Below are 22,504 nucleotides of genomic sequence, written 5' to 3' on the forward strand. Positions count from 1 at the left end.
CTCGCGGCCCTCGCCGCCCGCCGCCGCGCCGCCGGCCGGCCGGCCACCGTCGTGGCCTGGGTGCCCTGGGTCGACGAGGTCGCCGAACCGGAGCAGCTGCGCCGCCGGGGCGTCCGGCCCCTGGCCGCCGACCTGGCGCTCGCCGCGCTGGCGCAGGCGCTCGGCAACGGCGACGACCACGTCGCCGTCGCCGACCTCGACTGGCCCACGTTCGTGCCGGCCTTCACCGCCGTACGCCCCAGCCCGCTGCTGCGCGGCGTGCCCGAGGCCGCTGCCGCCGGGGGCGCGGACGGGCCGGCCGGCGGCGCGGTGGCCGACCCGGCGCGGGCGCTGCGCGACCGGCTCGCCGCCGGCGCGGCGGGCGACCGGCACCGGATCCTGCTCGACCTGGTCCGGGCGCACGTGGCCACCGTGCTCGGGCACCCGTCGCCCGGGGCGATCGAGGCCGACCGGGACTTCCTGGAGCTGGGCTTCGACTCGCTGACCGCGCTGGAGCTGCGCGACGCGCTGCGCCAGGAGACGGGGGCGGAGCTGTCGGCCACCCTGCTGTTCGACCACCCCACCCCGACGGCGCTGGCCCGGCACCTGCTCGGCCAGCTGTTCGGCGCGGACGCGGCCGGCGACGCGGCGGCCGGCTCCGGCGACGGCACGCCGGAGGGAGCGGGCGGCATCCTCGGCGGCCTGTTCCGCCAGCCCAGGGCCCGCGAGGACGCCGCCGGGTACGCCGAACTGCTGGTCAAGCTAGCCCAGTTCCGCCCCAGCTTCACCGAGCCCGGCCAGCTCAGCCGCCCGGCCGGGATGCTGCGGCTCGCCGAGGGCGGCACCGGCGCCGCCCCGATCGTGTGCTGCTGCACCATGTCGCTGCTCTCCGGCCCGCACGAGTACGCCCGCGTCGCCGCCGGCTTCCGGGGCCACCGCGACGTGTGGGCGCTGCCCAACCCCGGCTTCGCCGTCGGCGAGGAACTCCCCGCCGACCTGGACGCGCTGCTGCGGGTGCACGCCGACACGGTGCTGCGGACGGTCGGCGGCGGCCCGTTCGTCCTCGCCGGACACTCCGGCGGCGCGATGGTGGCCAACGTGCTCGCCCGGGAGCTGGAACGGCAGGGCCGGCCGCCCGCGGCGGTGGTGCTGATGGACACCTACCCGGCCGACAGTGAGGTGCTCGGCGGCTGGACGGGGCAGCTGCTCGACGGGATGGTCGAGCGGGACAGCGCGTACACCCCGATGGACGACTGCCGGACCACCGCGTGGGCCGGCTACCTGCCGCTGTTCCTCACCTGGCAGCCCGCCCCGATGGACTCGGCGACGCTGCTGGTTCGGGCCACCCGGCCGCTCGGGCAGTGGCACGGCGAACCCGACGGGTGGCGGTCGCGGTGGCCGTACCCGCACGAGGCGGTGGATGCGGCCGGCGACCACTTCACCATGGTCGGCGAGCGGGGCCCCGACCTGGCCGCCACCGTGCAGCAGTGGCTGGCCGCCCGGGGCCTGTGAGGCGCGCCCCTGGCGGGCCCCTAGCGCCCCCTATCGAAGCGATTGACATCTGTCCCACCAGGGACCAGGACGGGAGCATGGCGACGTGGACGAGGCAGTGGTGGTCGAGGAGCTGGTCAAGCGGTACCAGCCCAACATGCCGCCGGCGGTGGACGGGCTGAGCTTCTCCGTCGCCGCCGGTGAGGTCTTCGGTCTGCTCGGGCCGAACGGCGCGGGCAAGACCACGACGATCGGGGTGCTGACGACCCGGGTGCGGGCCACCTCGGGACGGGCGGTCGTGTGCGGGGCGGACGTGGTCCGCTCGCCGGCCTCGGCCCGGCAGCTGCTGGCGGTGGTGCCGCAGCGGGTGAACCTGGACCGGGCGCTGACCGTGCGGCAGAACCTGCTGTTCCACTCGGCGTACCACCGGGTGTCCCGGTCGGTGCGCACGAAGCGGGCCGACGAGCTGCTGGAGCAGATGGGCCTGAAGGATTTCGCCAACGCCCGCACGGACTTCCTCTCCGGCGGCCTGGCCCAGCGCACGATGATCGCGCGGGCGCTGATGCACGCGCCGAAGGTGCTCTTCCTCGACGAGCCCTCCGGCGGCCTCGACCCGCAGTCGCGGCTGTTCGTGCACGACCGGATCGCCGAGCTGAAGCAGGCCGGGGTGACCGTCGTGGTGACCACCCACGACATGGACGAGGCGGAGAAGCTCTGCGACCGGGTCGGCATCGTCGACCACGGCAAGCTGCTCACCCTGGACACCCCGGCGGCGCTCACCCGCACCCTGCCGGGCAGCAGCACGCTGACCCTGGTGGTGGCCGCCGGCGCCCCCGCCGAGGACGTGCAGGCGGCGCTGGGCAACGTCGCCGACGTGGAGCGCGTCGAGCGGCTGCGCGCCGGCGGCCCGCCCGGCGGGATGCCGATGTTCCCCGGGATGCCGCCGATGCCCGCGCCGGACGCCCCCGCCGACCCGGACGCCACATGGGCGTTCCGCCTCTACACCGGCACCGCGCCGGCCAACGCCGTGCCGATGGCGCTGAAGATCCTCACCGACCTGCGTTGCGAGGTCCGTGACCTCAGCATCGGCCAGCCGAGCCTCGAAGACGTCTTCATCCACCTGACCGGAAGGGAACTTCGGTGAGCGTCACCGCACCCGCCACCCCGTCGACCGCCGTGGCGCCGGCCGCGCCGGTAGGCGGGCTGGACCAGCTCGCCACCTTCCGGGCGGTGCTCTGGCGCGACATGTTCGTCACCAGCCGGGAGCTGGGCGCGTTCTTCGCCCAGGTGCTCCTCCAGCCGCTGTTCATGCTGCTGATCTTCGGCAAGGTCCTCACCAGCCTCGGGTACGCCAGCAACGACTTCGCCAACGTGCTGCTGCCGGGCATCATCGCGCTCAACGCGTTCCTCATCGGCCTGGAGAACACCGCCCTGCCGATGGTGATGGACTTCTCCTTCACCCGCGAGATCGAGGACCGGCTGCTCTCGCCGATGGCGATCCCGCTGGTCGCGTTCGAGAAGATCGTCTTCGGCGCGATCCGGGGGGTCATCGCCGGCGTGGTGCTGATCCCCATCGGCATGCTGATGCTCGGCGTCACCTGGCCGCTGTCGACGCTGCTGCCGGTGCTCGGGGTGCTCACGGCCGGGGCGATGGTGGGCGCGGCCCTGGGCCTGACGTTCGGCACCCTCGTCCCGCCGCACCGCATCCAGATCATGTTCACCGTGACCATGACCCCGCTGATGTTCACCGGCGCCACCCAGTTCCCGCTGCGCGCCCTGGACCAGCTGGCCTGGTTCCAGGTGATCTGCGCGCTCAACCCGCTCACCTACGTCAGCGAGGCCACCCGGTCGCTGGTCGCCCCGCCCGGGGTGCAGTCGGTGCCGCTGTGGCTGGACCTGATCGTCCTGGCCGGGGTGTTCGTGCTGTTCAGCGTCATCGGCATCCGCGGCTTCATGCGCCGGGCGATGGACTGAGGCGGCCGGCGCGATGACGACTCAGGCGGCCGGCGCGACGACGGCCGACGAGGGCCCGCTGCTGATCGTCACCTCGGGCAGCTCCGGGCTGTTCAACCCGCTGTTCACCCTGGCCGGGGAGCTGAAGCGCCGGGGGACGCGCCGGGTCTTCTTCGCCTGCACCGACGAGCGGCGCTCCGACGTGGAGGGGCTGCCCGGCGGCGGGGAGCTGCGCTTCCTGTCGCTGGGGCCGGCCCGCCTGGCGGTGCGCCCGGAGCACTGGGACGACGAGACCCACCGGCGGATGTCCGCCGGCAGCCGGGTGGAGAACTTCGCGACGTACGTCGACACCTCCGTCGACTACGACCACCTGCACGAGCTGTACGAGCGCTGCCTGACGCTGGTCGACGAGGTGACACCGGCGCTGGCCGTGGTCGACTCGTTCGCCTCGTTCGGCATGGACGCGATGACCGTCCGGGACGTGCCGTTCGTGATCAGCGTGTCGGTGCCGCCGTCGAACTTCCTCCAGGACAGCCTGCCGCCGACGTACCCGGTTCCGCTGTCGGGGCTGCCGCTGCACATGAGCCCGAGCCAGCAGGCCGCCAACGGCCGCCACCGGGAGGCGCTGCTGAAGACCCTGATGGAGCCGGAGCGGCTGGCCCGCAACACCGCCGCCGCGCAGCGCCGCCGGGCCGCCGGGATCCCCAACGTGGAGCTGCGGCCCGCGCTGTACGCACAGGCGGCGCGGGCGTTGCTGGCGTACACGGTCTTCGGGCTGGAGTATCCGTTCGCCACCGCCCCGGCGACGCTGCGCACGGTCGGCTCGATGGTGCCCACCGAGATCGTCCCGAGCCCCGACGGCGCGGCGCTGCGCGGCTGGCTCGACGCCCACGGGTCGGTGGTCTACGTCGGGTTCGGCACCATCATGCGCCCGAGTGCCGCCCAGGTGGCCGCGCTCGTCGACGTCGCCGCCCGGCTCGGCCCCGCGCACCACGTGCTGTGGAAGCTCCCCGCCGACCAGCAGCGGCACCTGCCGCCGGCCGGGGAGCTGCCGGCGAACCTGCGCGTCGAGTCGTGGCTGCCGTCGCAGGTGGAGGTGCTGGCCCACCCGCACGTGCGGGTCTTCTTCAACCACGCCGCCGCCAACGCGATCCACGAGGCGGCCTGGTTCGGCGTGCCGCAGCTGGTGCTGCCGTTCTGGTTCGACTGCCACGACGGCGCGGTCCGGGTCGTCGACGCGGGCATCGCGCTGGCCGCCGAGCACGACGACACCCTCGACGTCGACGACATCGTGGCGAAGCTGCGCCGGCTGCTGACCGAGCGGACCTTCCGGGACCGGGCGACGCTGTGGAGCCGTCGGCTGCGTCAGGCCGGCGGGGTCACCGCCGCCGCCGACCTGGTGCTGCGCCACCGCGACGAGGCGGCGGCGTCGCGCCGCGCCGTAGCGCCCGCCGCCGGCTGAGCACCGTCCTCCCGTACGCGGAAAGGGGCGCCGCGGTGGTCACCCACCGCGCCGCCCCCCGCTCAGGTCAGGACGCCGCGCCCTGGGGTTCCTCGGCCAGCGGCTCGGCGTACGCGACGAGCCGGGCCGGCAGGTCGGTGCGCCGCTTGACGTCCAGCTTGCGGTAGACCCGGGTCAGGTGCTGCTCCACGGTGCTCACCGTGATGAACAGCCTGCTGGAGATCTGCCGGTTGGTGTGCCCCTGCGCGGCCAGCGCGGCGACCCGACGCTCAGCCTCGCTGAGCCCGTCGTCCGGCTCGGGCGCCTCGGCCTCGGCCGGGTACGCGGGCAGGCCGCCGCCCGCGTCCCGCCGGATCAGCCGCTGGGCCAGCACCGACGCCCCGCAGTCCTGGGCCAGCTGGTAGGCCCGGCGTACCAGCAGCCGGGCGCGCGCGGAGTCGCCGGCCCGTTGCAGGCTCTGGCCGGTGTCGCCGAGGGCCCGCACCAGCTCCAGCCGGTCGCCACAGCCCTGGAGCAGGTTGACCGCCTCGCCGAGCAGCTTGCGTCGGTGGTCCGGGGCGGCGGTGGTGGCGAGCAGCCGCAGCGACCGCCCCCGGGTCCGGTCGTCGACCCCGTGCGCGACGCGCAGCTGCTCCTGCAACAGCTGGGTGGCGTGGGTCTTGTTGCCGACGCTGAGCTGCACCCGGGCCAGCTCCAGCCGCCACGGCACCAGCCCGGCCACGTCGGTGCCCCAGCCGCGCATCAGCTCCCCGCAGCGGCGCAGGTCGGCGGTCGCCGCGTGCGGCCGCCCCATGGCGAGGTGGTGCCGGCCCCGGGCGGCCAGATAGTGCACGCCCAGCGGGGTGCGGAACATGCCGGCCGGGACGGGGTGGGCCAGCCAGCGGTCGGCCTCGGGGAACCGGCCGGCCTCGGTCGCGCAGGCGATCAGCGTGGCCAGCGGCCCGGCGATGGCCACCCCCCACGCCGGGGCGGGAGTGTCCTCCAGCGCCGCGCGGGCGTGGTTCTCCGCGCCCGGCAGGTCCCCCAGCCGCAGCGCGGCCTCGGCGCGGACCGCCCGGACGACGGCCCGCCACACCGGGGCGTGCCGGACCGCCGGCCGGTTGAGCAGGATGTCGGCCCAGGCCACGACCCGGTCGCAGCGGCCCGACCAGAGCAGCGCCAGCAGCGGGGCGGTGAGCAGCCCCAGCGCGCCGTCGTCGGTGTGGTGCCGTTGCAGCAGCTGCTCGGCGGTGGCCACGGTGTCGTTGTCGGCGCTCGGCAGCAGCGCCGTGCCGAGCACCGTGACCGCCTGCAACTGCGGGCTGATCGACGTCGGCGCGGTCGCCGCCCGGCTCCACGTGCTCGGCGTCTCCCGCACGGAGGCCAGCTGGTCGGGGTGGGTGAGGGAGACCAGCAGCTGCATGGCCCGCAGCCGGCCGGCGAGGCCGGCGGCGGGGCCGTGGTCGTCGTCGGGAGAGAAGCCGCTGACGGCCTCGGTGGCCTCCTCCACCCGCCCCTGCCAGAGCAGGAACGGCACGGTGGACAGGGCGGCACCGGTCGACCACCCGGTGGCCCGCGCGGTCTCCACCAGCTCGGTCAGGTGCCCGTTGACGGCCAGCGGGTTGACCTGCCACCGGGCGTTGACGAGCATCGCGGTGGTGGCGGTGCGCTGCCGCTCGTCGACCTCGGCGCGGGTGACCAGGCGCAGGCAGGCCGCCGCCACGTCGGGCCGGCCCGACGCCAGGGCCTGCGCGGCGGCGTCGGAGAGCACGGGCACGACCCAGGCGGCGTCCGCCCACGCGGCGGCGACCAGGTGCTCGGCCACCGCGCCCGGCTCGGCGCCGTGTTCGTGCAGCACCTCGGCGACCCGCTGGTGCAGGCTGCGGCGCTCCTCGGGGGACATGTCGGTCAGGATGGACCGCAGGATGCGGGGGTGGCGCAGCTGGTCGGACTCCATCAGCCCGGAGGTGCGCAGCACCCGCAGCGCCGGGGCGGCCGACTCGGGCACCACGTCGAGGACGTGGCCGAGCAGCTCGGCCGGCACGGGACGGTTCAGCACGGCGAGGGCCTGCGCGACGCGCCGCACCCCCGGCTCGTGCCGGTAGAGGCAGCCGAGGACGGCCTGGTCGAACGGGTCGCCGCCGGTCGGGTCCGCGCGTTCGTCGCCCGCCCCGCCGGGGGACCGCTCGTCGAGCAGGGCGCGGGTGAGCAGCGGGTTGCCTCCGGTCATGCTGAGGCAGCGTTCGGCCGTCTCCCGGACGGCGGGGGCCCCGCCGTCGGCGTCGACCAGCCGGGCGATCCCGTCGACGGTCAGCGGCGGCAGGCCGATCCGCGAGAAGTACGGCTGGCTGAGCAGCTCGGCGCGGAACAGCGGGTGCGACGGGCGCAGCGTCGACGCCTCGGCGAGCACCACCATGATCCGGGCGTGCCGCAGCCGGCGGGTGACGTAGAGCAGGCAGTGCAGCGACGCCGGGTCGGCGTGGTGCACGTCGTCGACGGCGAGGACCAGCGGCCCGGCGTCGGCGAGGTCGAGCAGCGCCGTGAACAGGCCGTGCAGCAGGGGCGCCCAGACCCGGTCGCCGTCGGCCGCCCCGCCGGCCGCGTCCCCGCCGGGCTCCGGCAGGGGTACGGCGAAGGCGGCGTCCCGCATCAGGTTCTCGATCCGGATCGCCGCCTCCTGGTCCAACCGGGCACTGTGGAACAGCTGCCCCAGGACTCCCAGGTGGAGTCCGCGTTCCGCCCGCGACCCGGCCGCGCCGAGCACCCGCCCCCCGGCGGCTGCGGCCCACTCGCTGAACGTCTCCAACAGACTCGTCTTGCCACTGCCCACCGCACCCGTCACGAGCGCGACATGTCCGCGTGGTTGCTCCGCGCAGGCGTCGAACGCCCTCCGGAGCCGGTCGAGTTGTTCCTCCCGCTGCACCAGCACCACTCGCGTCAGCCCTTCTCGTACGCGGTGCCGGGCCGGGATCACCGGCGCTGACCGACACCGCCCCCCCAAGCCGGACAGCCGCCCCTCCACCACGCCCACCCGTCGCACCGGGTAGGGGTGGAGCGCACCGGGCCGCCATGCCGGGTGGACCTGAACTGTCCCTGACCAGACCGCGCGCCCCACCGAGCGATCCGGATGTCCAGGCGAGTCTGGCACCGGGCCGGGTGCGCGACAACGGGCGCGAGACCCCACCGTTTCGCGGGTGAACCTGCGGATCCGGGTGGCCGTTAGGGGTTGCCAGCGGCGCCGCAAGGGGGGTCGGTGCGGGCCGGTCGGCGGCATGTGTCGACGGGACGTACGACAGGTGTCGGCGTAGCGGGGTGATGGTGCCATATGATCGGGTCCCGGCGCACATCCACCGGGGCATGGCGCCGGTCAGCGCCGGGCGTCGTCGCTGCGTCCGGGGGGCGTCCAGGGCGTGCCCAGGCGCTCCGCCGGCATCGCGCCGGGCCGGTCCAACCGCAGCCGTACGGCCAGCTGCCGGCGCGAGTCGACGTCGAGCTTGCGGTAGATGCGGGTCAGCCGCTGCTCGATCGCGCTGACCGTCAGGAAGAGCTTCTCGGCGATCTCCCGGTTGGTGTGGCCCTGCGCGGCCAGGGTGGCCACCCTCGACTCGGTGTCGCTGAGCCCCTCCACCAGCACCGCCACATCGGTGCCGGCCGGTCCGCCGCGCGAGTTGCCGGCGGCCGGCCGCAGCGGCGGGAGGCCGCACTCCTGGGCCAGCGTCCGGGCGGCCCGCGCCGCCTTGCGGGCCTGCCGCAGGTCGCCCGCCTGCTGGTAGGCGTGGCCCAGGTCGGTGAGGCTGTGCGCGAGCTCCATCCGGTCGCCGCACTGGCGCAGCAGCCGAACGGAGCCGCGCAGGTGCGGGATCGGGTCCCGGCCGTCCTCCGCCGCCGCCAGCACCCGCAGCGCGGCGGCCCGGTACCGCACGTGGCCGGGCCGTAGCCGGCCGAGTTCCTCCCGGACCAGCTTCTCGGCCTGCTGCCGGCGGCCGAGTTGCAGCAGGGCCCGGGCCGACTCGGTGCGCCACGGGATGAGCGCCGGCAGGTCCAGCCGCCAGGCCGTCATCAGCTGCCCGCAGAGCTGGAAGTCGGCCAGGGCGCCCTCCGGGCTGCCGGCGGCCAGCGCGTGCAGCCCCCGGGCGTGCAGGTAGTGCAGCCCGAACGGGGTCTCGAAGAGCACCTGGGGCACGGGAACCTGGAGGCAGGCCGCCGCCGCGTCGAGCTCGCCCAGGAACGTCAGGGCCCGCAGCCGGATGGCGAGCGGTATCCCGATGACCACGCCCCAGCCCTTCGGGGAGAGCTGGGTCAGCGCGGCGTCGGCCAGTTTCTGCGCCCGGGGCAGGTCGCCGCGTCGGCCGGCGATCGCCGCCTCGAGGGCGGTCAGCACCGCCGCCGGGGTGGGATGCCGGTTGGCGGTGGCGCTCCGACCCAGCCGCCCACACCAGTCGCCGGCCAGGTCCAGCCGGTCGGCGTAGATCATGGTGATCAGGGCGCAGATGGCGGTCCACATGTCCCGCTCGTCGTCCAGCCCGACGGTGGACAGCACCCGGTCGGCGTCCTCGACGGCGCCGACGTCGCCCCGTTCCAGCACGGAGGCCAGCATGGTCACGCCCTGGAGCCGCCGTTTCACCTTCGCGATGGTCAGCGGGTCCCGGCTGGCCGGGGCGGGGGCCGCGTGGTCGACCGTCACCCCGGGGTAGAGGGTGGCCATCCAGCCTTTGGTGACCAGCAGTTCGGCGGCGGAGCGCGGGTCGTTGCTGTCGGCGCGGTCGCCCAGGTGCTGGACCAGTTCGACGGCCTTGTCGATCTGGCCGTGCCAGAGCAGGTACTGGATCGGCCCGGCGGCCTGCCTGCTGCCCAGGTGTCCGGCCCGGACGGCGCTGGCCACCCCCTGGAGGTGGGGCATCGCGGCCTGCGGGTCGAGGCGCCACTCGGCGCGGGCGAGGGCGGAGCGGGCGCGCGCCCGCAGGCACTCGTCGGCGCAGTCCCGGTTGGCGCGGCGCAGGAACCGCAGGGCCGTGTCCACGTCACCGTCCAGCAGCGCCTGCTCACCGGCGTCGAGCAGGGTCCGGGCCATCCACGGCTCGGCCAGCTCGTCGGTCTGGAGCAGGTGCCGGGCGACCAGGACCGGCGGCGCGCCGTCCTCGTGCAGCAGGCAGGCGGCCAGCTGGTGCAGCCGGGCGCGCTCCTCGGCGGTCGTGCCGTCGAGCACGGCCCGGCCGACGGCGGGGTGGCGCAGCCCGCCCTCGACGATCAGGCCGGCGCTGGTGGACTCGTCGATCGCCCGCAGGGCCGACTCCGCGCGCACGTCGACGAGCTGCGGCAGCAGGGCGCCGTGCAGCGGTTCGTCGGTCACCGCGAGCGCCCGGGCGGCCTTGAGCACCAGGTGCTCGCAGCGGTAGAGGCAGCTCAGCACGGCCTCCCGGAACGCCTCGCCGGCCTCCGGTCGGGCGGTGCCGCGCGGCGCGGCGGCCAGGTGGTCGTCGGCGAGCGCCTGCACCAGCAGGGGATTGCCGGCGCTGATCCGGTGCGCCTCCTCGGCGAGGCTCCCCGCCGTCGGCACGCCGAGCCGGTCGGCCAGGGCCCGGTACGTCCCGTCCGGGGTGAGCAGGGGGATCCGGATCCGGTGCAGCCGTGCGGGTTGCAGCAGTTCGGCGTAGACCTCGGGGTGCCACGGCCGGGTCCGGGGCGCCTCGGTCAGCACGATGAGCACGGGCAGGCCGGGGATACGCCGGGCCACGTAGTCCAGGCAGCGCAGCGACGGCATGTCGGCGTGGTGGACGTCGTCGACCCCGACGACCAGGGGATCCCGGGCCGCCAGCTCCAGCAGGGCGCCGCCGATCGCCGCGATGGTCCGGGCCGGCCCCTCCTGGTCGTCGTCGGCGTCGGACCAGGTCAGGGCGCCCTGGTCGAGCAGCCGTTCGAGGCGGGCGCGGGCGTCGTCCGGCGGAGCCGCGCGGACGAGCTGGCGGACGACCTCCAGCGGTACGGTGCGCTCGGCCCGCGAGGCGCTCGCCCCGAGGAAGCGGGCACCGGCGTCGGTGGCCTGCCGGGCGAAGGCCTGCAACAGGGTGGTCTTGCCGGCGCCGACGGGGCCGGCCAGCGCGATCACCGGTCGGGCGTCGGCGAGGGGACCGGTGGGACGGCGCAGGTCGCCGAGCCGGCGGGCCAGAAGGTCGAGCTGGTGGGACCGTTCGCTCAGCTCCATGGGCGTGGCCTCGGAAGGCGCGCGGGGCCAGCCGTCACGGGCGCGCCACCTCCCCTGGTCTGCCATCGAACCTGACGAAATCGGAGACCGGCAATTTTCGACCCATTCCCGTACTGGCGAATATAGACGGCCGTCACGCGTTCGCGGTGGGCCATCGATTGGCTTGACTGGCCGACGCTCCTGGATCGGGGCCCTACCAGCGCCTTCGACAATTCTAGGGCCCGTTCGGGCGCATCCCCCCGCTATCGACCGCCGTGCATGGTGGGAGTATGGCAGTCCGGCAATTGGGCGGCAAGCCGAAGGTTGTAAAGGATGGGCAAACATCGGTTTGGCGCCTTCGGTTGGCGTGGGCTGCGTCGGTGTACCCGACAGCGGACCGTCGTCGGGTGAATTCACAAAGTGATACGTGAGCCTTTCTCCGGTCGGTTGATGCCGTTTTCGGGGCTTGCCGACCATTGGGCGGAAAGGGCTGTTCGGCCCCGTTGCCCCCAAGGGAGCGCTCCCCGTGGCGCTGTGCGGGAGGGTCGCCGGTCCACCCCCGGCCCGCCGTCCGGCCCGGCGGTCGGGCGCGCGTGAGCGGCGGCGATCGATGCCTGCGGCATTTCGCCCAGCGCGACCTTTTCGCCGAGGGCCGGCCCTGCCGGCGGTGCCGGGCGGGAGTGCGGGAACGCGACGTCCCCTTCGACAGCATCGACGCCTGCTTGCCCGATTAGGGGCGCTTCAAAAACAAACGACGTCTTTGCCATTAAATGCGGGTTATACGCGATTCGACTGTGGCGAGCGCGCCGCCAGCAGTGGCTGGAGTCAATCGTGGTGGAACCCGAGTGTGTGGTGGGAGTCAATGTATCCGATTCCCGTTTCGGGCAGGTTGCGCTATCCGTGCGGCCGTACCGCAATTCCATTTCGTCGCCCCCGGGATGCCCCGACGTCGGCGCTCCGGTGCACGGAATGGCGCCGCCGGGCCACCGGTGGCCGGCCCCGGTCAGGCGGGGATCCTGCCTGGCACGCCCGCCCACCGGTAGCGGCGGGACCCCGCGTCGCGGTGGGCGTGGCGCGGCACGGCTAGGGGTTGTGCCCGGCGATAGCGCAGCCTAATTTCGGGGCACCCGCAGCACGCGGGGATGGCCGGATATGGGGCTCCGCACCCATGACGCGAAGGGTTCTGTGGCCGCGATGTCCCTGCCACTGCCGAGGCTCGTCGGCGCCCTCGACAGAGGTTAGGGCGGATGACACTGCTGCCGGCGTTACGCTCCTGCGGCGCGGACCGCCCCGATGCCGTCCGGGTTGCCGGGCGGACGCTCTCCAGCGAGGCCCTGCTCGGCTGCGTGAACGCGGTCGCCGACCGGATCCGGGGCGCCGCCGCGGTCGCGGTCGACGCCACTCCCAGCTTGGAGACGGTCGTCGCGATGGTCGGGGCCGTCCAGGCCGGCGTGCCGCTGGTGCCCCTGCCGCCCCGGGCCGACGGGCGGGAGCGCGGCCGCATCCTGCGGGAGTCCGGCGCGAGCGTGCTCCTCGGCCGGGACGCGTCCGACGCCCCCGGCCGGGCCGTCGGCGCAGGGCTGGCCACCGTCCCCGTCGACCTGAACCGGCGCTCCTCGGCCCACCAACCGGAGCCGCCCACCGACGCCGACGCGGTGATCCTCTACACCGGGGGCGCGAGCGGGCCACCGAGGGGGGTGCGCATCTCCCGCCGGGCCATCGCGGCCGATCTGGACCTGCTGGCCGACGCGTGGCGGTGGAACGGCGAGGACGTCCTCGTCCAGGGCGCCCCGCTGTTCCGGGCGTACGGCCTGGTGGTGGGCCTGCTCGGCGCGCTGCGCGTGGGCAGCCGCTTCGTCCACCTCGACCGGGACGCGGCTGCCGGCCCGGTCGGGACCATGTACCTGGCCGTACCCGGCCAGTGGGCGCGCATCTCGCGGGACCGCCCGTGGGCCCGGTCGCTGTCCGAGGCGCGGATCCTGGTCTCCGCCGACGCCCCGCTGGCCCCCGCCGTGACCGAACGCCTCCGCCTGCTCACCTCGCACTCCCTCATCCAGGGGTACGGCACGACCGAGACCCTGATCGCGGTGACCGGGCGGGCCGGCGTGCCCTGCGCCGCCGGGGCTGCCGGGACGCCCCTGCCCGGCGTGCAGACCCGGATCCTCGACCGCGACGACCGGCCGGTGCCGGCCGACGGCGAGTCCGTCGGCGAGCTGAGCATCCGGGGCCCGACGCTGTCCAGCGGGTACGTCGACGGGCGGGGCCGGTGCGCGAACGCCGCCGGGTGGCACGCCACCGGAGACCTCGCCACCGTGGCGGCGGACGGCTCGCACCGGATCATCGGGCGGCGACGGACCGACGTGGTGCACGGCCGCACCCGCCGGGTCCACGCCGGGCAGGTCGAGGAGGTGCTCCTCAGCTATCCCGGGGTCCGCGACGCCGCCGTGGTGGGCACCCCGCACGCGGCGCAGGGCGAGCAGGTCACCGCGTACGTCGTCGCCGCCGAGGGGCTCACCGCCCAGGCGCTCATCGACCACGTGGGCCGCCACCTGTCGGCCGGCCAACGGCCCCGCCGGGTGCACTTCGTCGACGAGCTGCCCCGCAGCGCGCAGGGCCGGATCAGGAAGTCGCTGCTCATCGCGGCCGGCTGACCGCGCACCCGCCGCACCGTCCGGACCCGCCGGACCCGCCGGACCGGGACCGAAACCCGCCCGCGCCGGGGAGGCGGAAGTCTCAGCCCTCCACCCAGCCGTGCCGCCGTGCCAGCGCCAGCATCCGGGCGCGCACCGCCACGATCTGCGCCCCCGTCAGGTCCGGCACGGAGACCAGCAGCGCCTCGGTGGTCTCCGTGCCGAAGGACCGCTCGGAGAGCACGTCGCAGAGGCCCTCCTCGTCCTCGATCCCGTCCTGCCCCGGCTCGTGGCCGCGCCCCGTCGACGGCGCGACCGTCCGGACCGGCGCGGGCCGCTCGCCCGCCACGGCGGGCCCGAGCACGCGCACCGTCAGCGCCTTGGGACCGCGCTCGTTCTCCACCGCCTCGTACTCCACCGGGACGCCGGGCCCCAGCGCCCACTTGTCGCCGTCCACCGTGTTGGCGTGCACGAACACGTCGTCTCCGCCGCCGTCCGGAGTGATGAAGCCATAGCCCCGCACCTCGTCGAACCGGACCACCCTGCCAGTCAGCATCGCCACCCGCATTCCTCAGACCAAAGACCACTGCACACCCCCGACCAACCAGACCGGGGCACCCCTCAGGGTGGCATTCTCCCCCGCCGGCCTCCACCCGTACCCACCCCTATCGGCGCGTCGCGCCCGGCGGAGGGGGTCGGCGCGGCCCGCCGCGGCGGCCTAGCATCGGCGGCTGTGATCGAGCAGATCCTCCCCCCGGCCGCAGTGGTGGCCGAGTCCTTCACCGACCCCGCCGGCCTGACCCTGTTCCCCGAGGAGGAGCGGCTCGTCGCCAACGCCGTCGACAAGCGCCGCCGGGAGTTCACCACCGTGCGGCACTGCGCCCGCCGCGCGCTCGGCGAGCTGGGCATCGCCGGGGTACCGATCGTCTCCGGCGCGCGCGGCGCCCCCGTCTGGCCCGCCGGGGTGGTCGGCAGCATGACCCACTGCGAGGGCTACCGGGCGGCCGTCCTCGGCCGCGCCACGGCGTTCGCCACCCTCGGCGTGGACGCCGAGCCGCACGCGCCGCTGCCCGACGGGGTGCTCGACGCGATCGCGCTGCCGGCCGAGCGGGCCCGCACCGCCGCGCTGGTCGCCGCCCACCCCCGGGTCTGCTGGGACCGCCTGCTGTTCAGCGCCAAGGAGTCGGTCTACAAGGCGTGGTTCCCGCTGACCGGGCGGTGGCTGGACTTCGCCGAGGCGGACATCGTCGTCGACACCGGCGGGACGTTCGTCGCGCACCTGCTGGTGCCCGGTCCGGTCCTCGGCGGCGCCCCGGTGACCGCCTTCCGCGGCCGGTTCCTGGTCGACCGGGGCCTGGTGCTCACCGCCATCGGCATCCCCGCCACCGCCGGCTGAGCCCGACCGGCCCGCCGGTCGCCGTCGGGCCGGGACCCCGGCACGGCCTCGGCTCAGTCCGCCACCAGCCGGGTCTTCTGCACCTTGCCGAGGGCGTTGCGGGGGAGCGCGTCGACCAGCCGGACCTCGCGGGGCCGCTTGTGCGCCGACAACTGGCGGGCCACGAAGTCGATCAGCTCCGGGCCGTCCACCCCGTCGCCCACCACGTACGCGGTGACCTGCTGGCCGAGGTCCGGGTGCGGGGTGCCGACCACGGCGGCCTCCCGGACACCCGGGTGGGCCAGCAGGGCGTCCTCCACCTCGCCGGCCCCGATCCGGTACCCGCCGCTCTTGATCAGATCCGTGGCGGCGCGGCCGACGATCCGGTGCCACCCGTCCGGGCCGACGGTGGCGACGTCGCCGGTGCGGAACCAGCCGTCCGGGGTGCGGGTGGCCGCGTCGGCGTCCGGCCGGTCGAGGTAGCCGTCGAAGAGGGTCGCGCCCGCGACCTGGAGCTCGCCCATCGCGACCCCGTCGGCGGGCAGCGCCGCGCCGTGCTCGTCGACCAGCCGGGTCCGCACCCCGGGCAGCGGCACGCCGACCGTCCCCGGCCGGCGCGGCCCGTCCGCCCGCGCGCTCACCGTGATCAGGGTCTCCGTCATCCCGTACCGCTCGACGACCTCGTGGCCGGTGAGCGCGGCCAGGTCCGCGAAGACCGCCGCCGGCAGGGCCGCGCTGCCCGACACGAGCAGCCGCGCCGGGCGCAGCGCCCGCGCCGACTGCGGGTCGGCCGCGATCCGGGACCAGACCGTGGGTACGCCGAAGTAGATCGTGCCGCCCGCCGCCGCGTACCGCTCGGGGCGCGGCCGGCCCACGTGGTGCAGCCGGCTGCCCAGCCGCAGCGGCCCCAGCACCCCCAGCACCAGGCCGTGCACGTGGAACAGCGGCAGCCCGTGCACCAGCAGGTCCTCGGGTGTCCACGCCCAGGCGTCGGCGAGCCCGTCCAGGCAGGCGGCGACCGCCCGCCGGGGGATCACCGCGCCCTTCGGCGCCCCGGTCGTGCCGCTGGTGTAGAGGATCAGCGCGGTGGCGGCCGAGTCTGGCTCGGGATGGACGGTGTCCGACCGCCGCGCCAGGTCGACCGGGATCACCAGCGGGCCCCCGCCGCCGCCCGGACCGCCGCCGCCCGCCGGGGCGAGCAGCGCCGTCGCGCCGGAGTCGCGCAGGATGTGGTCCCGCTCCATCGGCCCGGCGTCCGGCGGCACCGGCACGACCGCCGTGCCGGCCAGCAGCGCGCCGACCACCCCGACCACCGTCTCCAGGGTGGGCGTCGCCTCGACGGCCACCCGGTCCACGCCGACCAGGTCGTCGGCCACCGCCGTGGCGAGGCGGCGCAGCTCCACCCAGGACACGGCCCGGTCGTCGACCCGGACCGCGTCCGGACGGTCGTCGGCGGACTCGGACAGCCAGCTCAGCAGCGGCATGTGGACGCACCTCTCCACCGGTAGGGTTCGCGGGGACGCCGGCCGGTCGAGTCGTCGCGGCTGGCCCGGCCCGGCGGTTCCCGGCGACCCGACGCTAGTCGGGGTGCCCGGGGCGGGCCACCCCTACGGCCGGCGTCGGGCGTGTCGTGCGCGTGCGTGGGGAGGTGACGCCGGTGGGGCGGTGGGCCGGTGGGGCGGTGCGGCGGTCCGGGGCGCCCGGGGGAGTCCGGGCGGTCGTCCTGGACCTCGACGGTGTGCTTGTCGACAGCCTGGCCGTGGCCCGCGAGGCGTTCACCCTCGCGTACGCCGAAGTGGTCGGCGGCGGCGTCGCGCCCGTCGACGAATACTGCCGCCACCCGGGCCGCTACCTGCCCGACGTGCTCCGGCTGATGGGCCTCCCGGCGGCCATGGCCGATCCCTTCGTGCGGGAGAGCAACCGGCTGGCACACCTGGTCACGCCGGTGGACGGGGTGGCCGCCCTGCTCGGCGCGCTGCGCCGGCGCGGGATCGGGCTGGCCGTGGCGACCGGCCGCAGCGGGGTCCGCGCCCGCGACCTGCTGGGCCGGCTGGACCTGCTTCGCCTGGTCGACCACGTGGTGGGCTCCGACGAGGTGGCCCACCCGAAGCCGGCCCCGGACATCGTGCGCCGGGCGCTGGAGCTGCTCGACGTCGCGCCGGCCGCCGCACTGATGGTCGGCGACGCGCCCAGCGACCTGGCCAGCGCCCGCGCGGCCGGGGTCGTCGCGGTGGCGGCGCTGTGGGGGGAGTCCGACCCGGATACCCTGCTCGCCGCCGGCCCGGACGTCGTCCTGGCCGGGCTCGGGGAGCTGCTGCCGCTCTGCCGCCCGGCCCCCGGCGCGACGACCGGCGACCCGCTGGCCCCCGGCACCGGTGCTTCCGGCCGACCGGGCCGGGTGGACGGACACGCCGGTGACCGGCCCGCACCCCTGCCGACCGGCCTCGATCACGGTCGGCACCCCGATTCGTCAGCCGATGAGTTGATTCGTGCCTCAGATGGCCGGATGATATCCGGCGTCGACCGCCCGACCGCTTCCCGACCCCGCCACGACGCACCCGCAGCACGACACCCCAGCGCCACCGCATCCCCAGCACCGCGACACCACCCAGCACAGATGACGCCGCGATTCCCCGAGGGCCCGCCCTCGCCGACGGCGATCCGCACGTGACGGAGGACGACGCCCATGCCGGTCATCGAGGTCGAGCACCTGCACAAGCGTTACGGCGACAAGATCGCCGTCGACGACGTCTCCTTCGCCGTCGAACAGGGCGAGATCTTCGGCGTGCTCGGCCCCAACGGGGCGGGTAAGACCACCACCGTCGAGTGCGTGCAGGGGCTGCGCCGCGCCGACGGCGGCACCGTCCGCGTCCTCGGGCTCGACCCGATCCGCGACCGCACCGAGGTGCGGCAGCGCGTCGGCGCCCAGTTGCAGGAGAGCCAGCTCCCCGACAAGCTGCGCGTCCGCGAGGCGCTGGACCTGTACCGGTCCTTCTACCGCAACCGGGCCGACATCGACGAGTTGCTCGACGACCTCGGCCTGGCCGCGCAGCGCGACACCGCCTTCCACAAGCTCTCCGGCGGGCAGAAGCAGCGGCTCTCGGTGGCCCTCGCGCTGGTCGGCCGCCCCGAGATCGCCATCCTCGACGAGCTGACCACCGGGCTGGACCCGCAGGGCCGGCGGGACACCTGGGACCTGGTCGAGCGCATCCGCGACCGGGGGGTGACGGTCGTGCTGGTCACCCACTTCATGGAGGAGGCCGAGCGGCTCTGCGACCGGCTGGCCATCATCGACGCCGGCCGGGTCGTGGCCATCGACACCCCGTCCGGCCTGCTGGCCCGGGTCGGCACCGAGCACCGGGTGCACTTCCGGCCGCTCGACCCGGTGGAGGACGCGCTGCTCGCCGCGCTGCCCGAGGTGACCGGGGTGCGCCGCACCGGCGGCGAGGTCACCGTCACCGGCCCGGAGCAGGTCCTTCAGACGGTGCTGTCGGCCCTGGCCGAGCAGAAGGTCCGCTACGCCGGCCTGCGCGTCGAGCAGCCCACCCTGGACGACGCCTTCGTCTCGCTGACCGGCCGCGCCGCCCGGGCCACCACCCCGCCGTCGACCGACGAGAGGTCCTCGTGAACGCCCTGTCCAAGCTCATCGCCGTCGAGGCCAAGCTGTTCGTGCGCGAGCCGGTGTCGCTGTTCTTCGTCTTCGCCCTGCCGCTCGGCCTCATGCTGGTCTTCGGGCTGCCGCAGCGCGGCGCCTCCGGCGGGGACGCCGGGCAGCACGCCGAGCTGACCTTCCTGCCGGCCCTCGCGCTGGCCCTCACCATCGGCATGCTCGCGCTGTTCACCCTGCCGATGGCGCTGGGCATCTACCGGGAGCGGCGGGTGCTGCGCCGCCTGGCCACCACCCCGGTCAACCCGGCCCTGCTGCTGGTGGCACAGGTGGTGGTCAACCTGGTGATGGGCGTGGCCGGCGCGGTGGTCACCGCGATCGGCGTACGGTTCCTGCTGGACCAGCCGGCCCCGGCCAACGTGCCCGCCTTCGTGCTGGCCTTCCTGCTCGGCGTGGCCTGCCTCTTCGCCGTCGGCCTGCTCATCGCGGCGCTCGCCCCGTCGGCCCGGGCGGCCCAGTCCATCGGGCCGGCGCTGTTCTTCCCGCTGCTCTTCCTCGCCGGCGCCTGGCTGCCGCGCGACCAGATGCCGGCCGTGCTGGCCCGCATCGGCGACTACTCCCCGCTCGGCGCCACCGTGGACACGCTCGCGGCGGCCTGGGCCGGTGACAGCCCGGCGTGGCCGCAGCTGCTCGCCCTGGCGGTCACCGCCGTCGTCGGCAGCGTCCTGGCCACCCGCTTCTTCCGCTGGGAGTGAAGGAAGGGCCCCTTCTTGACGCCTCGGGTCTAGAAGGGTTCCCTTCTCACCGGCACCGTCCCGTTAGGGGGCGCTAAGGGTGTTCGGCGATTGTGATCCGGATTACGTTCGAGGCGGACGGGGATCGCCACCGACCGGCGGGAGGGCGTTCTCCCGCCGCCCGTTCCGCCTGCCGCGGAACGGGGTGTCGCCCTCCGTCCGGTGATCCGCTCCGCGCAGCGACGGGCGCGTCCGTGGCGGAGCGACGAGCGACGGAGGTCGTGCGATGACACTTTCCGATCCCGCCCCTACTGTCCGGACGGCGTACCCCATCGTCAACGATGACGACCGGATCGCCTGCTCGGTGCCGGCCATGACCATCAGCGGCGAGGCCGCCGGCATCATCGACGTCGTGCTGGAGGGCGGGCCCACCAACCTGCCGACCGAGCTGCGCAGCCACCGGGTCTCACCCGTGGAACGCAAGATCAAGGTACGCCACTACGGGGGCTACGAGCACTTCGAGCGGGACTCCGCCGGTGCCGACGGGGAGGCGCCCGTGGTCTACCGCTGGACCGGCCGCACCCGAATCGCCGAGTAGGTGACGGCAGTCCGTGCTGACCGTCGCGCCGGCCGACCCCCAGCTGCTGCCCGAGCGGGCGGTGGCGGCCGGGGCCGAGCTGGAGCCGGTCGCCGGCGGGTCCCGGGACGTGGTGTTCCGGGACCCGGCCGGGCAGCGTCGGGCGGTCGCCGGCACGGCCCGCGCCGGGTAGCGGCAGCTCGGGCCGGGCAACCGCACCGCCGGGCCGCCGGCGGGCCAGGGCCGGTCAGGGCCGGTCGGGGGAGAGCCGGTGGGTCAGCGCCGTGTGCCGGCGACCGGTGCCTGCCGTACGCACCGCGATGGCCAGCGCCTTGCGCGAACCGGCCAGCACGACCAGTTTCCGGGCCCGGGTGACGGCGGTGTAGAGCAGGTTGCGCTGCAACATCGTGTACGCGCCCATGGTCACCGGCACCACCACCGCCGGATACTCGCTGCCCTGCGACCGGTGCACCGTGATGGCGTACGCGTGCTGCAGCTCGTCGAGCTCGTGGAACTCGTACCCGATGTCCTCGTCCTCGTCGGTGCGTACGGTGAGGGTCTGCTCGTCGGGGTCCAGGGCCGTGACCACGCCGACGGTGCCGTTGAACACCCCGGCCGCGCCCTTGTCGTAGTTGTTGCGGACCTGGATGACCTTGTCGCCGACCCGGAACACCCGCCCGCCGTGCCGCCGCTCCGGCGCGTCCTCGCGGTGCGGGGCGATCGCCTGCTGGAGCAGGGTGTTCAGGTTGCCGGCGCCGGCCGGCCCGCGCAGCATCGGGGTGAGCACCTGCACGTCGCGGGGACGCAGCCCGAACCGGCGCGGGATCCGCCGGGCCACGATGTCGACCACCTGTTCGGCGGTGACCTCCGGCTCGTCGCTGGGGAAGAGGAAGAAGTCGGGGTGCTCGCCGAACACCGGGGCCTGGCCGGCGTTGATCCGGTGCGCGTTGACCACCACCCCCGACTCCTGCGCCTGCCGGAAGATGCGGGTCAGCCGGACCCGGGGCACGATCCCGGCGGCGAGCACGTCGCGCAGCACCTCGCCGGCACCGACCGAGGGCAGCTGGTCGACGTCGCCGACCAGCAGCAGGTGCGCGCCCGGCGGCACCGCCTTGACCAGCTTGTTGGCGAGGATCAGATCGAGCATGGACGCCTCGTCGACCACCATCAGGTCGGCGTCGACCGGGTTGTCCCGGTCGAAGGTGGCGTCCCCGCCGGGGCGCAGCTGGAGCAACCGGTGCACGGTGGTGGCCGGGTGACCGGTCAGCTCGGTGAGCCGCTTCGCCGCCCGGCCGGTCGGCGCGGCGAGCACGATCTTCGCCTTCTTCGCCGCCGCCAGCTCGATGATCGACCGGACGGTGAACGACTTGCCGCAGCCGGGGCCGCCGGTCAGCACGGCCACCTTCGAGGTCAGCGCCAGCCGGACGGCCTGCTCCTGCTCGGGGGCCAGCTCCGCCCCCGTGCGGGCCTTCAGCCAGGCGAGCGCCCGGCCCCAGTCCACGCCCGCGAAGGCCGGCATCCGGTCCACCCGGTCGGTCAGCAGCCGGACCAGGCTCGCCGCGAGGGCCGACTCGGCCCGGTGGAACGGCACCAGGTAGACGGCCGGGATGACCGCGCCCTCGTTGCTCGGGTTCGGCACCGCCTCGCGGACGACGCCGTCGGAGGTGGCGACGAGGTCGGCCAGGCCGGCGGCGACCAGTTCCGCCGGCACCTCCAGGATCGTCGCGGCGTCGGCGACCAGGTTCGGCTCGGGCAGGTAGCAGTGCCCGCCGTCGGCGGCCTCGGAGAGGGTGTACCGGATGCCGGCGCGTGCCCGCTGGGGGCTGTCGTGCGGGATTCCCACCGCCTTGGCGATGCTGTCGGCGGTGCGGAACCCGATGCCCCACACGTCGGCGGCGAGCCGGTACGGGTCGTCGCGGACGACGGCGATGGACTCGTCGCCGTACTGCTTGAAGATGCGCACGGCGTGCGAGGTGGAGACGCCGACGCCCTGGAGGAAGACCATGACCTCCTTGATGGCCTTCTGCTCCTGCCAGGCCGCGCCGATCGCGGCGGTGCGCTTGCGGCCCAGCCCGTGCACCTCGACCAGCCGGCCGGGTTCCTCCTCGATGATCCGCAGCGTGTCCACGCCGAAGGCGGCCACGATCCGGGCCGCCATCTTCGGGCCGATGCCCTTGATCAGGCCCGACCCCAGGTAGCGCTCGATGCCCTGCACCGTCGCCGGCAGGACGGTAGTGCACTGGTGCACCTCGAACTGCCGACCGTACCTCGGGTGCGAGCCCCACCGGCCGACCAGCCGCAGCCGTTCGCCGGGCTGCGCGCCGGGCAGCGTGCCGACCACGGTGAGCAGGTCGTCGCCGGAGCGGTCGGTGGCGACGCGGGCGATGGTGTACCCGGTCTCCTCGTTGACGTACGTGACGCGTTCCAGCACCGCCTCGAGCACGGTGCCGCGCGCGGGCGCGCCGGGGCCGGCCGTGGGTGCGGCTGCGCGGGCGGCGGCCGGCGCGGGTGGGGTGGCGGACATCGTGACGATGAT

The 22,504-nt window shown here is 75.1% G+C and carries 15 protein-coding genes and 1 pseudogene; 11 read left to right on the forward strand and 5 right to left on the reverse strand.

The window, feature by feature from the left end; translation table 11 throughout:
- The 4 genes from ACFT41_RS27270 to ACFT41_RS27285 all read left to right on the forward strand — a co-directional run.
- On the forward strand, positions 1–1,491 hold a 1,491-nt coding region (locus ACFT41_RS27270), incomplete at its 5' end, for an alpha/beta fold hydrolase (protein WP_377614026.1).
- Positions 1,492–1,576: 85 nt separating this feature from the next.
- The gene (locus ACFT41_RS27275) at positions 1,577–2,614 is read left to right on the forward strand and encodes an ABC transporter ATP-binding protein (RefSeq protein ID WP_377588341.1); all 1,038 of its coding nucleotides are present in this window, start codon (positions 1,577–1,579) and stop codon (positions 2,612–2,614) included.
- The gene (locus ACFT41_RS27280) at positions 2,611–3,444 is read left to right on the forward strand and encodes an ABC transporter permease (RefSeq protein WP_377588342.1); all 834 of its coding nucleotides are present in this window, start codon (positions 2,611–2,613) and stop codon (positions 3,442–3,444) included. Before ACFT41_RS27275 ends, ACFT41_RS27280 begins: the two co-directional genes overlap by 4 nt.
- A gap of 13 nt (positions 3,445–3,457) precedes the next feature.
- The gene (locus ACFT41_RS27285; protein WP_377614027.1) at positions 3,458–4,885 is read left to right on the forward strand and encodes a glycosyltransferase; all 1,428 of its coding nucleotides are present in this window, start codon (positions 3,458–3,460) and stop codon (positions 4,883–4,885) included.
- 67 nt (positions 4,886–4,952) lie between these two features.
- Here the strand turns inward: ACFT41_RS27285 and ACFT41_RS27290 are convergent, their stop codons facing one another.
- Both ACFT41_RS27290 and ACFT41_RS27295 read right to left on the reverse strand, forming a co-directional pair.
- On the reverse strand, positions 4,953–7,796 hold the full coding sequence (locus ACFT41_RS27290; protein ID WP_377588344.1) for an AAA family ATPase: 2,844 nt from the start codon (positions 7,794–7,796) through the stop codon (positions 4,953–4,955).
- A gap of 435 nt (positions 7,797–8,231) precedes the next feature.
- Positions 8,232–11,066 (reverse strand): AAA family ATPase, encoded by a 2,835-nt coding sequence (locus tag ACFT41_RS27295; protein WP_377588345.1) that lies wholly within the window; start codon positions 11,064–11,066, stop codon positions 8,232–8,234.
- Between the two features lie 1,226 nt (positions 11,067–12,292).
- Between ACFT41_RS27295 and ACFT41_RS27300 the strand changes: the two genes are divergently transcribed.
- The gene (locus ACFT41_RS27300) at positions 12,293–13,696 is read left to right on the forward strand and encodes an AMP-binding protein (protein ID WP_377588346.1); all 1,404 of its coding nucleotides are present in this window, start codon (positions 12,293–12,295) and stop codon (positions 13,694–13,696) included.
- Positions 13,697–13,778: 82 nt separating this feature from the next.
- Here ACFT41_RS27300 and ACFT41_RS27305 read toward each other — a convergent pair whose 3' ends face one another.
- Positions 13,779–14,231, reverse strand: coding sequence for a cold-shock protein (locus tag ACFT41_RS27305; protein WP_377588361.1), 453 nt, complete (start codon positions 14,229–14,231; stop codon positions 13,779–13,781).
- A 177-nt stretch (positions 14,232–14,408) separates the two neighbouring features.
- Between ACFT41_RS27305 and ACFT41_RS27310 the strand changes: the two genes are divergently transcribed.
- Positions 14,409–15,071 carry a 4'-phosphopantetheinyl transferase gene (locus ACFT41_RS27310; RefSeq protein ID WP_377588347.1) on the forward strand — a complete coding sequence of 221 codons (663 nt, stop codon included), beginning with the start codon at positions 14,409–14,411 and terminating at the stop codon, positions 15,069–15,071.
- Positions 15,072–15,124: 53 nt separating this feature from the next.
- Here ACFT41_RS27310 and ACFT41_RS27315 read toward each other — a convergent pair whose 3' ends face one another.
- Entirely contained in the window at positions 15,125–16,534 is a 1,410-nt protein-coding gene (locus tag ACFT41_RS27315) for an acyl-CoA synthetase (protein WP_377588348.1), read from the reverse strand.
- A gap of 197 nt (positions 16,535–16,731) precedes the next feature.
- Between ACFT41_RS27315 and ACFT41_RS27320 the strand changes: the two are divergent.
- From ACFT41_RS27320 to ACFT41_RS27340, 5 genes and pseudogenes are all read left to right on the forward strand, one after another.
- Positions 16,732–17,388 (forward strand): annotated as a pseudogene (locus ACFT41_RS27320) (HAD-IA family hydrolase); the annotation flags it as partial.
- A gap of 348 nt (positions 17,389–17,736) precedes the next feature.
- Positions 17,737–18,678: an ATP-binding cassette domain-containing protein gene (locus ACFT41_RS27325; RefSeq protein WP_377588349.1), complete on the forward strand. Its 942-nt coding sequence runs from the start codon at positions 17,737–17,739 to the stop codon at positions 18,676–18,678.
- Positions 18,675–19,412: an ABC transporter permease gene (locus tag ACFT41_RS27330; RefSeq protein ID WP_377588350.1), complete on the forward strand. Its 738-nt coding sequence runs from the start codon at positions 18,675–18,677 to the stop codon at positions 19,410–19,412. Before ACFT41_RS27325 ends, ACFT41_RS27330 begins: the two co-directional genes overlap by 4 nt.
- A gap of 265 nt (positions 19,413–19,677) precedes the next feature.
- Complete coding sequence (locus tag ACFT41_RS27335; RefSeq protein ID WP_377588351.1) at positions 19,678–19,989, forward strand: DUF5988 family protein; 312 nt, start codon at positions 19,678–19,680, stop codon at positions 19,987–19,989.
- A 13-nt stretch (positions 19,990–20,002) separates the two neighbouring features.
- Positions 20,003–20,161: a hypothetical protein gene (locus ACFT41_RS27340; RefSeq protein ID WP_377588352.1), complete on the forward strand. Its 159-nt coding sequence runs from the start codon at positions 20,003–20,005 to the stop codon at positions 20,159–20,161.
- Positions 20,162–20,215: 54 nt separating this feature from the next.
- Here the strand turns inward: ACFT41_RS27340 and ACFT41_RS27345 are convergent, their stop codons facing one another.
- On the reverse strand, positions 20,216–22,492 hold the full coding sequence (locus tag ACFT41_RS27345) for an ATP-dependent RecD-like DNA helicase (RefSeq protein WP_377588353.1): 2,277 nt from the start codon (positions 22,490–22,492) through the stop codon (positions 20,216–20,218).
- Positions 22,493–22,504 lie beyond the last annotated feature (12 nt).

Source organism: Micromonospora sp. NPDC057141 (assembly GCF_042670805.1).
Classification (GTDB): domain Bacteria; phylum Actinomycetota; class Actinomycetes; order Mycobacteriales; family Micromonosporaceae; genus Micromonospora.

What these genes read in the sequence shown, in the direction of transcription:
- ACFT41_RS27285 (WP_377614027.1), top strand. Translation starts at nt 3,458, where the DNA reads ATGACGACTCAGGCGGCCGGCGCGACGACGGCCGACGAGGGCCCGCTG.
- ACFT41_RS27335 (WP_377588351.1), top strand. Translation starts at nt 19,678, where the DNA reads ATGACACTTTCCGATCCCGCCCCTACTGTCCGGACGGCGTACCCCATC.
- ACFT41_RS27295 (WP_377588345.1), bottom strand. Translation starts at nt 11,066, where the DNA reads ATGGAGCTGAGCGAACGGTCCCACCAGCTCGACCTTCTGGCCCGCCGG.
- ACFT41_RS27305 (WP_377588361.1), bottom strand. Translation starts at nt 14,231, where the DNA reads ATGCTGACTGGCAGGGTGGTCCGGTTCGACGAGGTGCGGGGCTATGGC.
- ACFT41_RS27315 (WP_377588348.1), bottom strand. Translation starts at nt 16,534, where the DNA reads ATGCCGCTGCTGAGCTGGCTGTCCGAGTCCGCCGACGACCGTCCGGAC.
- ACFT41_RS27325 (WP_377588349.1), top strand. Translation starts at nt 17,737, where the DNA reads ATGCCGGTCATCGAGGTCGAGCACCTGCACAAGCGTTACGGCGACAAG.
- ACFT41_RS27345 (WP_377588353.1), bottom strand. Translation starts at nt 22,492, where the DNA reads ATGTCCGCCACCCCACCCGCGCCGGCCGCCGCCCGCGCAGCCGCACCC.
- ACFT41_RS27300 (WP_377588346.1), top strand. Translation starts at nt 12,293, where the DNA reads ATGACACTGCTGCCGGCGTTACGCTCCTGCGGCGCGGACCGCCCCGAT.